This is a genomic window from Halorientalis brevis (genome assembly GCF_023077655.1).
This window is the reverse complement of sequence record NZ_JALLGV010000013.1, coordinates 20,234-33,543: the sequence shown is the minus strand read 5'-3', so window position 1 is coordinate 33,543 and position 13,310 is coordinate 20,234. Positions and strand designations below refer to the sequence as shown.

Annotated in this window: 13 protein-coding genes and 1 pseudogene; 4 read left to right on the top strand and 10 right to left on the bottom strand. The window is 51.1% G+C overall.

From position 1 onward, the window contains the following. Nucleotides 1–333 precede the first annotated feature (333 nt). On the bottom strand, nucleotides 334–1,038 hold the full coding sequence (locus tag MU553_RS22740; protein ID WP_345893433.1) for an endonuclease/exonuclease/phosphatase family protein: 705 nt from the start codon (nucleotides 1,036–1,038) through the stop codon (nucleotides 334–336). Nucleotides 1,039–1,795: 757 nt separating this feature from the next. Next, on the bottom strand, nucleotides 1,796–2,119 hold the full coding sequence (locus MU553_RS22735) for a hypothetical protein (RefSeq protein WP_247381957.1): 324 nt from the start codon (nucleotides 2,117–2,119) through the stop codon (nucleotides 1,796–1,798). A gap of 185 nt (nucleotides 2,120–2,304) precedes the next feature. Here MU553_RS22735 and MU553_RS22730 point away from each other — a divergent pair. Further along, nucleotides 2,305–2,645: pseudogene (locus MU553_RS22730) on the top strand (DUF7983 family protein); the annotation flags it as partial. Between the two features lie 74 nt (nucleotides 2,646–2,719). Continuing rightward, complete coding sequence (locus MU553_RS22725; protein ID WP_247381955.1) at nucleotides 2,720–2,998, top strand: PadR family transcriptional regulator; 279 nt, start codon at nucleotides 2,720–2,722, stop codon at nucleotides 2,996–2,998. A 17-nt stretch (nucleotides 2,999–3,015) separates the two neighbouring features. Here MU553_RS22725 and MU553_RS22720 read toward each other — a convergent pair whose 3' ends face one another. The 4 genes from MU553_RS22720 to MU553_RS22705 all read right to left on the bottom strand — a co-directional run bounded on the left by MU553_RS22720 (nucleotide 3,016) and on the right by MU553_RS22705 (nucleotide 6,637). Continuing rightward, nucleotides 3,016–3,507, bottom strand: a complete 492-nt coding sequence (locus MU553_RS22720; protein ID WP_247381954.1) for a hypothetical protein — start codon at nucleotides 3,505–3,507, stop codon at nucleotides 3,016–3,018. 2 nt (nucleotides 3,508–3,509) lie between these two features. Next, nucleotides 3,510–5,090 carry a TrbL/VirB6 family protein gene (locus tag MU553_RS22715; protein WP_247381952.1) on the bottom strand — a complete coding sequence of 527 codons (1,581 nt, stop codon included), beginning with the start codon at nucleotides 5,088–5,090 and terminating at the stop codon, nucleotides 3,510–3,512. Nucleotides 5,091–5,195: 105 nt separating this feature from the next. Next, nucleotides 5,196–6,050: a hypothetical protein gene (locus MU553_RS22710; protein ID WP_247381948.1), complete on the bottom strand. Its 855-nt coding sequence runs from the start codon at nucleotides 6,048–6,050 to the stop codon at nucleotides 5,196–5,198. Between the two features lie 302 nt (nucleotides 6,051–6,352). Then, a complete protein-coding gene (locus MU553_RS22705) occupies nucleotides 6,353–6,637 on the bottom strand; it encodes a hypothetical protein (protein ID WP_247381946.1) in 285 nt (94 codons plus the stop codon). Between the two features lie 528 nt (nucleotides 6,638–7,165). Here MU553_RS22705 and MU553_RS22700 point away from each other — a divergent pair. Together MU553_RS22700 and MU553_RS22695 are read left to right on the top strand one after the other, a co-directional pair. Then, complete coding sequence (locus MU553_RS22700) at nucleotides 7,166–7,621, top strand: pyridoxamine 5'-phosphate oxidase family protein (protein WP_247381943.1); 456 nt, start codon at nucleotides 7,166–7,168, stop codon at nucleotides 7,619–7,621. Between the two features lie 226 nt (nucleotides 7,622–7,847). Next, nucleotides 7,848–9,170, top strand: a complete 1,323-nt coding sequence (locus tag MU553_RS22695) for a methyl-accepting chemotaxis protein (protein WP_247381941.1) — start codon at nucleotides 7,848–7,850, stop codon at nucleotides 9,168–9,170. Between the two features lie 166 nt (nucleotides 9,171–9,336). On the opposite strand, the gene MU553_RS22690 is transcribed toward MU553_RS22695, so the two are convergent. The 4 genes from MU553_RS22690 to MU553_RS22675 form a co-directional block, all read right to left on the bottom strand. Next, on the bottom strand, nucleotides 9,337–9,591 hold the full coding sequence (locus MU553_RS22690) for a PRC-barrel domain-containing protein (protein WP_247381940.1): 255 nt from the start codon (nucleotides 9,589–9,591) through the stop codon (nucleotides 9,337–9,339). Nucleotides 9,592–9,696: 105 nt separating this feature from the next. Beyond that, nucleotides 9,697–10,122 carry a DUF7970 domain-containing protein gene (locus MU553_RS22685; RefSeq protein WP_247381939.1) on the bottom strand — a complete coding sequence of 142 codons (426 nt, stop codon included), beginning with the start codon at nucleotides 10,120–10,122 and terminating at the stop codon, nucleotides 9,697–9,699. After that, the gene (locus MU553_RS22680; RefSeq protein ID WP_247382075.1) at nucleotides 10,119–11,015 is read right to left on the bottom strand and encodes a ParA family protein; all 897 of its coding nucleotides are present in this window, start codon (nucleotides 11,013–11,015) and stop codon (nucleotides 10,119–10,121) included. The genes MU553_RS22685 and MU553_RS22680 overlap by 4 nt, the downstream gene beginning before the upstream one ends. A gap of 343 nt (nucleotides 11,016–11,358) precedes the next feature. Further along, the gene (locus MU553_RS22675) at nucleotides 11,359–13,026 is read right to left on the bottom strand and encodes a DUF6788 family protein (protein WP_247381937.1); all 1,668 of its coding nucleotides are present in this window, start codon (nucleotides 13,024–13,026) and stop codon (nucleotides 11,359–11,361) included. Nucleotides 13,027–13,310: the final 284 nt, after the last annotated feature.

The following is a 13,310-nucleotide window of genomic DNA, read 5'->3' as shown; positions in this document are numbered from 1 at the left end:
GTATCAGAAAGTACACCTGGACACAAATCCACTATTCGTGTGACGATGGATAGAAACGAATTGGTCCAAGTCCTTACGCTCTGGTTCGTAGTTATGATTTTTATTGTGACAACCCCCGGAACTGACAACCCGATATTCAGTGCAATCGAAATCGGCTCAATTTTGCTAATGTATCTCCTTCCGTTGTGGATCATCATAGAACTCATCTCGGACTTCGTTGGGGACCAGTGAATCAACGGCAGTAGTGTTGAATTTGCAGACACAGTGAGCATCTCTACTTACTGGCTGTGAATGATCTCATGACACGCTACACGGAACAGATACCGAGGGGAGTCACTCAAACTCACATATAACCGGCATGTGATCACTGGCATCGATCCAGTCCGTGTAGTCCCCGACTGAAAACGAGGCGACCGAATCAAGGATCTCCCCTCCGGCAAAGATATAGTCAATATGGTATTCTTTGTCCTGTGATTTGTGCATATAAAAGGTGGCATCCTCCTCATTTCCGAACGCTGTGTCTGTGACTGTGTGATAGGCACTATGCAGTTCATGACTCTGCAGGATATCGACTGTCTCTGCAAAATTGCCGCAGAGAGGGCTCTTTGGTGACTCGTCCCAGATGACATTCCAGTTAAAGTCTCCGAGAACGACTGTCTGTGAATCAATCCAGTCCTGGTAGTCCTGAAGTGACCTGTATACTTGCCCGATATACCGATTTGCAGGCTGCTGTTTGTCGTTCATCGCCCAGATTCCCAGGAGGTCAATCGCTGTGTCGGTCGTCACGGGGATGCTGTATCGGCCACCGTCTCCGTCGACGAAAGCCGAATCGAGCGTAATTCCGTTACGCGCGAAGATGCCTAGTCCCTTGTGCTCGTTTTCACCGATCCAGCGCCAATCAGAAAAGTCACTCCAGTCACCGTTGGATTGAGGGCTTTCACACTCTGCGATGACGAGGATGTCTGGGTCATGCTGCAGGAGCTGTTCTTTCTTCTTTCTGAAGGCCATGTTGCAATTCCAGGTGACTAACGTGGGCATAGTGCTCTTGTTACAACTCCCATTCGCCAATACTGACGAATTTTAGATGGGTTGTTGAATGGAGGAGGATCGCAACGCCAACAGCGACAAGGACAGCTCCGAGAACCGTTCCGACCAGAAGGCCGATCCAGGTACCGGCTGATGCCCGTGGCAGTGAAGCTGGGTATGTTGCCATGTGCCAGATCGAATCGCCGAGGAATACCCCGCCGCCGCCAAGCAATACAACCCCGAGCAGGCGACTCGGAGTTGGCGTCGTGGGTTGGCTTGTGGATTGCATCACAATCTTCTCCGTCTACTAGATCTGCGTTTTCTATCAATCATGTACTGAAACAGGAACTGTGTAGGCTCGTTCATATGGACGTATGAATATGAGAGAGGACCTGATGGAATCCAGTCACGGGATGGGGCTACCGTCTATCGCCTGGCACGATCTGCGCTGGTTGATCAGTTCCCGTGACAACAGCTGATATCAGGGGAGTAGAAGAAAGTGTTTGGCTACTTTTCATATCCTGGGAATACGACTGCCATTGACATAGAGGCGAGACATTTCAGCAGAATGAGTGTTTCTGTAGACACCCCTTCCTAAAAGCTATAGATCGCAATTTCGCTCGAGCCGCACGCTGGACACGTGTCATCCGCGTCATCGACTGCATATCCACACTGACGACATTCTGTGTACAGGTCGTCAGTACGTCCCCATGCGATGAAGGTCATTGTTAGGTAGTGATATCCCGCTCACAAAGCTGTTTCTCTGACTTCACTGTTCTGTGATGACTGTAGATCGCTCACAACTAGTCCCCGACACAGCCGTCACCTGATCAATCACGTCTTGAATGATGATTGTCGCCTCATCAGTGTCATCGATGGTTGGTGGAAGTTCAAAGACCGTGAGTTCCACTGTGGCCGTGCTGGTTATCTCGCCGTCGACTGCCGCAACTCGGAGCACTGCTCCGCGGAATATTGCGATGAGCCGCTCGTTGTCGACATCAAGATACTCGATACCGGCTGCTTCGAAAGCCGAGGGTATGTTTACATCATCAGACAGCGTATACCGAGCCGAAACATCCTCGAATTCGGCCATTGGTGAGTGTCGTACCTGAACCGACTTAGCATCTGAGGTGCCAGACGGTGGGGCTGGTTCCGACACTCGCACACCACTGACAAGAGTAACAACACACCGAATTTCGAGTGATAACCGTGGTATAACCGGTTGTTCCCCGACGTTCATGGACGCTAAAGCCGCTCCCTTTTGCATGTGGCAATATAAAACAGGCAGCCTTGAACGCATTGGAGGCTGTGGGTATCGACCGCGAACGTGTCACAAGTGTCGACCGCGACAAGGTCGAGGAGGCGCTGGAGGTAACTGAACTCTCTGAATCGGATCTATACGAGATTGAGACGATCGAGTACGTCCGCAAGGCCGATGTCAACGGGACACTAAAGAGACGCGTCTGCAGGGACTAAAAGATCGTCTCACCGTCAGCGACGAAGATGAGAGGGATGTCCAGTAACTGCAAGTCAAAATCGAGGAATTAGAAGAGCAAATTGAAGAACTGACTTCGTTTAAGCCGGGTCGTGCCTATCATTCTGAACCGACTGGTGACTGAATCTATTAAGACCTTGAGTGCGCAATCTCGACGTAACAGAAAGCATATATAAACTAAGTCAGAAATCGTACTCCATGTACGACCTGACAGGCTTCCAGCGCGATCTCCTATACGTAATTGGTGGTCTCGAAGAGCCCCATGGACTCGCACTCAAAGAGGCAATTCAGGAGTACTACAAAAAGGAGATCCACCACGGTCGATTGTATCCGAACCTCGATACACTTGTTGAGAAAGGGCTCGTTGAGAAAGGGAAGAAAGACAAGCGCACGAACGTCTATAAATTGACCAGTCGAGGTCGACGCGAACTCGAAGCACGGCGCGAGTGGGAACAGCAGTACCTTGAGGAATTGTGAATTAGTGATAAAAGCCGCTAACCTCTAGAAAATGCGTTTTGAAGTGTTTCTTTTGAATTGCTGACCGCATCCTTTGCCGTCATGGCGTATAGTGAAAGGCAGAACGAAAGCATTGCACAGCCTGATAGATAGACCGATATTAGCTTAATTTCTGTCAGCAACGGCTGATCGAACACGAAGATATCAATTATTGCGAATACAGGAACAACTCCGATCGAAAGTTTCCGTAGCTTATGGAGTGTTCCATTAAGATTGGCTGGCCGACTACGATTTGCCCACACTTCGTCGATCCAAGTGAACGTTCGAATTATAAGGAAAACGAACATTGGCATTCCGAAGAGCAACAGGACGGTGGCTTCAATGAGATCCCCGTTGGCTGCCGTCTCCATAGCCACATCAAGGTTTGTGACAGCCAATGCTAGCCAAACCAGGATGAGCAGGTAGCCACCGATTGGTGGATGCACTGGCCTATCGTTATCAAGTACGTACAAGATGTGTCCTTTGAGCATTGTTATCTCCTGGATTCCTCCTCACTGTCCGAATTCGATAGTGATCCGATCGACCCGACAGTCCGGTTACTTTGGTTGCGACTGTAGGTCTGACGAGCCATTGAGGTCTGGCTACCGTTCTTCTCTGAACTACTGTCGGAGCCACTATTGCTTTCGTCCCCCATCAGAATCGACCGTTGGTTATCGGCTACCGCCATGGAACGTGGATCATATTCCTCTTTGAGTTCCTGCTGTCGTGCCTTGATCCGACGGTTGATTTTGTTCATCCGTTTACTGGTTCCTTGAGCTGCACGCTTCCCACCGCTGAGGGGAAGTTTTCCGGCTTCGGTCACTGTTCCCCCCACTGCAGATAACGCATCTTTGCCCATTCCCTTGGCCGTGCTTTCGTCTCTGTAGTAGTTCTTGGCAGCAGATTCAACGAGGCGATTTCCGGCCCCTTTGACTCCACTAACGGCACCCTGTTTTGTTTTACTGGCTGCAGTCCGACCTGCACGGCCGAGATTTTCTGCTCGTTGACGCCGACGTCTGCGACGTGACATCGATGGTGAAAAATCCACGCCGCCTGGATGTGACAGTTGTTTTCGTCCTGACTGCATACTACTATTCTGGCCCCCACCACTGCCACGATTACTGCCTGCCTGCCGAAACGACCCGACTTGTCGGCGATCACTGCCACCTGAACCCGACATCCCACCAGATCGCTGTTCACTATGGGTTGCACCACTCGCTACTGCCCTTCCAGTGCGACTCCCTGTTTGCACTGCATTAGATACCTGTGAGGAGTATTTGAAGATATATCGTGGCGCGTAGGCTGCACCCCCGAACATGACCAGACCCATGATTGAACTTTCAAGTCCTCCAGTATTTGTGATTAACTCTGTCCCAATCCGTAATAATAATGCAACAGGGATTGTCATAAACGTCAATGGTACGAACTTTGCCATCTGACTTTTTGCCCATCCCTGGACGGAGTCAATGGGGACTACCCATAGAAGGAGCAACACTGGCATGAACAGCATGTAGGCGTAGATGGCCATTTCACGCAATTTGTAGATCAGTATCACAGTGAAAAGAACGCCAACTCCGAGTGTGTACACAATTACTGCTGCGAAGATGGCACTCCCTGTCGTAGTGATCCATCCTTCTAGTGTCCCAGACATGTTCTCTGCAGCAGGGTTCAGTAGATAGTCGGCCAGTGCATCGTTGAATTTCAGGAACCACCCACCGAACCACCACCAAGAATACGCAAATGGAAAGACGAAGATTGCTCGCCGGAGAGCGATCTTCTGTTGTTTCGTGTTGAATATATTGAAGAACATTGCGAGGCCGAGAACCAAGCCAAATAGTGGCGCCACCAAGAGCTGGATATCCTGATAAATTCCCCCGTAGAACGTTTTCCACGCACCATTTGTCGGCGCCCCAAATGTGTAGATATTATTTGGATATGGTGTGTTTGTTAGTAGTCCAAATGCAGTCTGGATGACCGGCTCGAAGATTGATTCACTAATCTCGTTTTTGATCGACGTGAAGACGCCTTCGAGTGCTTTCTCAACACCATTCAGGATCGCTTTTTTGATGCCCATTGTTTGCCGTTCTGTGGCTTATTCAGTCGGGCTTGTGAGTGTTAAATACTTTTTAAAATCGCTATTAAAATTAATTCTAAAATCTGAAGCGAAGTGGTGGAACTGTCACTTAACTGGCTCCCAGGAGTTTACGGCCCAATCTGAACAGCCGTACACAACACTGAACCGTTCTGGTTCACCAGAGAGTGTGTATTCTACTTTGATCTCTTTTGTATATCCCGATGCTGTATTGAATTGCATTGTTGCCACTCGCTTTTCGCCAGAGCAACCACCTTTACTCAGATCGCCTTCGGTCAGCGAATGTGTTTGGAGTGCATCATGCGATAGTCGCAGCGTGGCTTCTTGCCCGGGGCTCAGATGACCAACCGCTTTTGAATCAACGAATGCAGTTGGAGAGCTGAAGAGGTCCTTCCGTTCGGGGTTGGGAACATCCCCAGACACACCAAGTTCGGTGTTCGTCATGTCCAGTCTAAAGTCGCCTGTATTTGTGACATCTAATTCGAAGGTTTGTGAAGGGTGGTCCTCTGGTGCGTAGATCCGAACATCTTGGATAGAAATAGATCGATCCAGCTCAACGGATTGGCGTTCAACTTCCGTCCCGTCCGTTGTGGCGACGAGATCGTAGGCTCCGGAGGGAAGGTCTTCGGAGAGTGCAAACTCCACAGCTGACCCGGCACCCAGGGATTTGCGCTGTTTCTTGACTCCGTTGCTGTCGTAGAGCCCGATTTTATCAACGTCAGTATCTTCCGAAATAGTCACCCGAAGTTTTGCGTTCCACTCACCAGCGACACTCTCCACATTCGCAAAGACACTGCTGTCGTTGCTGTCGTTCGATGATTGATTACTGTTTGTCTCATTCCCTGATTCTCCTGGGGTATTTTGACTGCAGCCGGCCAGGGTAGCCGCAGCGGTCACTCCAAGGCTCATCAACATCGATCGGCGGGTGGGTATTCTTGACATGTGTGAAATCTCTAATTTTCTAGTGGAAACTTTTGTGATTTGGGCTAACCAACATTTTGCCGATACAGTGAATCTGTTGGTTAGCTATTCATTATCGCTGTCCGAATGGCACACAGATATCCAATCACCAATCATGGTGTGAATACAAATTGGAATAACAAAGGGAATCCATAAACAATTTCTGATAAACTCAGATCGGTAAACAGGACTCTGCCGGCCGATGGCAAAGACAATCTTCTTCTGGGATGTTGTTAAGCCACTCTCAAGAACCAGTCTCTTTACACGATGTCATAGCTACACTGCTAATTTCGTAGCATGTCGTAGTCGAAGCCTGTTCCACGCATCCGTTTTGATATCTGCCAGGCTTCATCTGCGATTGACTGTACTTGGTCAGGTTCCGGTTCGTCTATCCCACGGATCTCGTCGTGTAGTCCATCGAGACGTTGGTTCCCACCGGAATGGGACGCCTCACTCTGAAGATTTTCTATTGCTTCAGTAATGTTCTCGGCAATTCGCACGACATTCCGTTCATCGATCTCTGGGAGATTCAGGAGTGTCTCCTGTGCTGAGGTCAGTCGTGATGGCATATTGGCATTCCGAATTCTAAATACAAAAGACTATTCTAGATTTCATTGTGTGTGAAGTTGTGTCTAGTTTCTTCTTCACAAACATTCGCTCTGCAGTGCGAATCATTTCTTCCAGTTCACGTCTCTTTTCGGTGGTCAAGACAACAAAGATCGATGTTCTGTATCAGTATTGACCACAATTGTTGTACGAGAGCAGAGTTCGAGAACGAGCGTTTTCTTGAGACTCTCTCAAAGACCGGTCCCAATACTACGGAATCTTTCTCGTTTCGGAACACACCTGATGACAACTACACTAAGATCAACTTGGATCTGTGTCATGACTCCTGTGAAGTGACTGTCTGTTCACAAGTCGTCAGACAGGTATCTGACGGGGATATAAGTCTACTGGCCAAGCGCTTCCACGTGGAGTGCCCCCGATCTGCTGTGAAGGCTCCACACCACCCATCCTGTGGCACTCCCCCCTACGTCAATCAAACCGAATGTAGCAGAGCATTTACCACCGATGGCTTAGTGTGACGAAGGGTAGAGATGCGACGTCTAGACCAGAAGGAAATCGATGAGTTACTTGTTCGGCGAGGAATCGGCGTCCTTGCAATGGTTGATGACAGGCAACCATATGCCATCCCGATCTCATTCGGCTATGATTCTTCTCAGATGGTGTTTCCAATGCAATGGGGCGGTGGATACAATAGCCGAAAAGATCAGGCAATCAATTCAAACCCTAATGTGTGCCTGACTGTTTATGAACAGGATAGTAATGATAAAACAACCTGGCGGAGTGTCGTCACCACTGGCGAAATCTACGAAATTGATGAAGATACGGAAGAGCAAGCATACGCGAGCTTAGCTGCAAATGCAGAGTTTCCGCCCGACTTTGGTGTCTGGGGAATTCCGTTTGAGGATGTTGAATTCCGTCTCTTCGGATTAGCCACCGAGAACTGCACCGGCCGTGAATTTTCGACAGAATACGAAGGTTGGAACTAAGGAAGGCACTTTGCTCTGCCTGCCTAGTACCGGCCTTGTTTAGCTGGGAGGCTCGAAAAACAACCCTTGTTCGTGCTCTCTCCTCAATATACCTTAGACGGGCTCCGAGCACGTTCCCTCACGACTGTAGCGATCGTACCGACCCCTGGAATAAATCATATTTAACTAGATTCATTCTGGCAATATTTTCGAATCTATTAAACACCCAACGTATGAGTGTCAACGTATGGCTATCGAGAAGACAGCACCCTCCAGCGGCGAAGACTTGTCACAGACTATCTTCGGTGGAAAACAAATGTCCGAAGATGAACTACGCGAGACCCTGAAGAACAATCTCCGCAGTATTATGGACTCGACGGGGGCTGCGATGCGGATCGTCGACACGGACTTCAACGTCATTCTCGAAAACGAGCAGATGAAAGAGATGGGTGGTGTGGAAGCTGAGGGCAGTGACACGCTGCAGTGTTTCGACCAGTTCTGCAACCCAGAGGTGTGTGGGACCGGCAATTGTACGCTGAAACAGATCGTCGATGAGGGGAAAGACGAGATTCGCGTCGAAGTTGAGAAGGAAAGTTACGATGGCCGCGTAATCCCGACAGAGTTGGTCGTGAAACCGATCCACGACGCCGATGGGAACGTTGTGGCGATCAGCGAAACCTTCCACGACATTACCACACGACGGGAGGCCACTGGCGGGATCAAAAACGCCGTCGACGATCTGAAAGTTTCTGCACAGCACGTAGCGGAAAACTCTGAAGACATCAGTGCCCAGGCCACAAACCAACTCGAATCCATCGGTGAAGTGGCGAGCGAAGTCTCTTCACTGAGTGCAACCGTCGAAGAGATCGCTGCCACCGCCGACGAAGTCCAGCAGATCAGTGAACAGGCGAGAACGAAAGCTGAAGCTGGGGAAGAGGAAGCCGCCGAGACCATCGACATCATGGATCAAGTCGAAACAGCCTCCGATGAGGTGATGAGTGACGTCGAAGAGCTTCAAGCAAGTATCCAGCAGATCGATGAACTCGTCGACGTCATCAACGACATTGCCGACCAGACCAATCTTCTCGCGCTGAATGCGTCGATCGAGGCTGCCCGTGCAGGACAGGCCGGGGAAGGGTTCGCCGTCGTCGCCGACGAAGTGAAATCACTCGCGGAAGAATCACAGGAGCGCGCGGGGGAGATCGAATCGATCGTTGGCGATATTCGAGAAAACACTGACGAAACCGTTCAAAGTCTCGAAGAAACAAATGAGGTGGTTCAGGATGGCGTCGAACGCGTTCACAGCTCAAGCGAAACCTTCCAGGACATCGCCGAAGTGGTCGAAGAAGCGTCCGATGGCGTTGACGAGGTCGCCAAAGCCACTGACGATCAAGCTGCCAGCGCTGAAGAGATCGCGGCGATGGTCGACGAGACGGCCGACGGCTTCGAGCAGGTCGCTGAAGAAGCCCAGAAGATTGCCTCTGCCAACGAGGAGCAAACAGCCCAAATCGAAGAAATCAGCCGCGATGTTGACGCCCTGAACGAACTCGATATCCAATCAGAACTGTAGCGGTTCGCTCATTCGCGCTGGATTGGTTTTCCACTAAGTCTCCAAGTTTGTCTACGAAGATTTCTGTAACAGTCAAAAATGAAATTATGGCATAATAACTGGCGAATCTTACAGATTTCGCATATCCTTTCGGACCCGTTGTCGCGATTGGGGCAGTTACCACACGTCAGTGATCGCGTGACTTCGGTCTGCGCACAACAAGGTAGTCACTGAGACTTTCGATACACTTTGCAGGGACGCACAGGTGGCCATTCTCTGTCGTCTCGAAGCCGGATATCTCAGGTTTTGCTGGCTCGACTAGCACGTATTCCAGTGCTCCTGTTTGATGATCCATCGTGACGTTGTAGATCGTGCCAAGTTCTTCACCGTCCGATCCGAGGACCGCTGTGTTGGAGAGCGTGCCTGCGAGGACCTTACGCATATCCGCAACTGGATATCGCCCCTTCAAAAAATGAATGGAAACTCAGCTAGTTCCAATTACTGTGAGTATTCTCTCAAAATGAATGTTGCTGGGTTGCCGGGTCGTTTAGCTATCGTTGGAGTAACCCATCGCAATTAGTTCTGCAAGCACATCATCTGGATTTTTGAGAGCTGCACGATATGCCGCTTCTCGGATATCGAATTTCGGGATATCCCGGTCGAGTTCTGTTTCTAAATCTGATTTCAGTTCCCGTTCTCCAGAGGCAACATCATCATGAACGAAAAACGTGAGCCGTTCATCACGCTCGAATTGGACTGATTTGTCTTTTATTGCGCGCCGCACGATGTACGGCCGACCGTCTGACTCTGTGGAGACATCGTTGTCTGTTCCGATCGTAGGCTCTTCTGGCTCTGACTCGGATGGCTGTTTGTCCTCTACCACAGCATCTTCCTGGCCCTCTTCTGTAGACTCTTGGTTGTCGTCATCATCTGCCCACAGATCATCACCGGAACCTGATTTTAGGCCTGTCATGCTCTAACCCCCGTTTCTTCTTGGGAAAGTTCGCCTGGCTCTGGAGGGTTTGGTGCCGTGAGTCCGCCTTCGCTTTCTAGATGACGTGCTAACTTGTCGAATTTCGCTATCGTTTCCAGTTCGTAGTCTCGCTGTCTGTCGCGATGTTCTTGTACATACCTGAACGCACTGCACTTCTTTTTCCAGCATCCTTCAAGCAGCGAAGTGCGATCACGCATCGTCACTGGGACGTCGAATCCCTGTGCTTCAATCTCGCTGACAATTTCTTCCTGGTCTGTTGTTCCCTTGAATCGATTGGGGACTGCTGCCAAGACGCCAATATTGATCTCCAGTTGCTCTTCGAGGTTGCTGACCAGATCATTGAGACCATCAACTGATGCTTGGCCTTTGCCAGACGGCTCAACTGGGAGCACTAAATTCCGGGTTGCATCGAGCGCATTGTATAAGTGCGGACCTGAGCTCGCAGGTGGATCGACAATTAGAACATCGTATTGCTTGTGGATCTCTGCTTCACGTAGAACTCGCTGCAACTGTGTCCACATCGGGAAAGACTCACCAAAATCGCTACGAGCTTCCCTCTCCTTCCGAAGGGTCTCTCCAAGGTCCTCTAGCCGATTGTGTTCTGGAATAATGTCAACTCCCTGTTCGGCAGTCTGTATGAGGTCTGTGAAATCACCTATTCCTCGACCGACAAGGTGGTGAACAAGTGTGTCTATCTCACTGTCTGCTCTGTTCTGATCGACATCTAACAGGTGACTGAGGTCACCATCTTGGGGATCAAGCGGGACCACCAATACGTCAAGACCAGCTCGTGCATGAGCCACGGCCAAGTTTGCTGAGAGAGTTGTCTTCCCAACTCCACCAGCTTCACTGTAAACAGCGTATGATAGCATTCTACTAACCCCTTTGTTTGTTACCAATATAAAATTGTGTCAGACGTAACATCCACAACACACAACTATTGAAAACAACCATCTGAATCAAGTGGTTGAAGCAGGTGTTTGTAGTATCTATTTGTAACGAGCGTTTGTAACACTCATTTGAAACAGAAGGCTGAAACAACTAATTGCAGTTAATATATGTAACAAATAATTCTATCGATGACTTGCAGCTATTGTTTATATCAAGCGTGTTTAATTGGTGTTTGTAACGGATGTTTGCAACCACTGATTGTACTATTTATTTATGACGAGTGGTTGTACGAGTATTTTGTAGCTACTAACCCACAGACGAGTTTTATCCATCACTCGGGGTTTCAGGTGCTACATACTGACTTTTGATCTTCCCACCCTCCCGCCACTGAAGGTAATAATAACCTCGTCCATCGATCTGCTTGGTCGTGAGAGTCCCCTTCGAGCCTTCGATGTCGGCGTTCTCTCGGGCCTCGTCGATCTGTTCAGCCCACTCGTCCTCGTCCCACTCCTCGGGCACGTCCTCGTCGACGGCTTGCTCCTCGAGCTCATGTTCGGCTTGGGCCTCGCGATGATCGGCCAGCGCTGCGGCGTACTCGGCGAGATCTCGGAGCGTCTGGGCGTCCTGTTTCTGCGCTCCTTCCCGGAGGTACTTCGGCAGGGATGACGGCGCATCCGGCTCGACAGGCTCGTCGCTCATGTCTTGGTTGTTCTCCTCGACAGCGGTCAAGTCTGTCGGGTCGACTGTGTCCCCCGACTCCACGGCATCGACAGTCCCAACCTCAACGGTTTCTGCATCCGGGCCAGCGGAGAACTCAGCCTGGATTGCCGACCATTGGTCATGTGCATCGCGATGGGATTGGATCGTAAGCATTCCCTCTTGACTGTCGTGCTCGACGTCGTGCGCGAAGATACGCAGGTTTACGTTGTCAGCCGGCGTGTCCCACGCCCCAGTCCCGATGTCGGTGACTATTCCCTGGTAGACGTTCCCCCCGGCCGAGACAGCGATCACGTCGGTTCCGTCGACGTCGGATAGCAGGTCTGGCCGCTCCGAATACTCGAGCCGGTCAACAATCGCCTCTGGCCGGTTTCCCTCTAGAATCTCCTCGACGTCCTCCGGATCATTGTCCAGGAGGAACTCGGCCAGCGTATCGACGACGTCCTCCTCTGCCGTCGTGTCGATCACCGCCCGGTAGTCACTGTTCGTCGCGATGATCTCGACGCCGGCGTCGACCTCGTGCGTTCGGACCCGCTCAATCCGACCGAACCCCTCGTGGAACTGCTCACCGTCGTCACTCCTGTATCGCCAGCCGTTCGCATCGATCGGCAGCCCCTCTGCCGTCAGCATATCGGGGTCCGAAAGCCGTGTGAGTTCGAAGTCGGGAGTCACGACCAGGGTGTCGTCGCCGCGCCGTTCGATCAACCAGTGTTTTTCCCCGTCTATCCACACTGGATCGACGTTTGGACCCTCGGGGTAGTCCTCGTCAAGAACGGTTCGCAGGTCGTCTGCATCGTTGTGGACGCCACACAAGAGATTCCCGTGCCCGCTCGTGACACATCTGTACTCGTCGCCGTACTGCCCGTCCTCGACAACTGCTATGCAATCGGCGTTCGCGAACAGGTGGTGGTCCCTGTCGTGTTCTGGATGGTCGGCGACGTCCTCGGCGTATAGCAAGAGCCGTCGTGGGTCCCACGTCTCTCCTCCAACCTCGATGGGTTCGAGCGCGGTCAGCCGGCGCCACAGTGGTCTCACCCTCGGTGCGATCGTCGCGAGCGCGTACGCGATCTCACCTTGGATGTCGCATTTCTCGACGAGGTCGTCCCGCAGGTCCTCGTTGGGGCCGGACTCAAACTCGTCGACGCGTCGGACTGACCGGGCCTTCTCGTGAGTGCCACACAGCGGCGCGTCTCCATTCCCACACTGTGTACCGGTCGATCCGACAATCGCGAGACAACCGTCTGGGTCGTAGTGGATGTCTGCTTCCTGCGCCATGACTTACTAACCAACATACACCAATTTCGTATAATTTTGTTGGTTAGTCGTCTCGTGAGTGTACCCACCACACCCATCCCTTCTGCTTGCCTGGTTTCCGTCCTTGAATGGTGCTTTCCGGGTCCTGACTGTAGCTTCTGAGTGTGTCCCGGACAGTTCGAGCAGTCACCTCTTTATCGACGTCGGCGCAGATCTCCTGGGTGTCAGCGACCGGGTATGCGGACGATGTGATGCTCTCGATAGCGTCGAGTAGGTCATCTTCGGAGAGTTTCGGATTGCGTCCG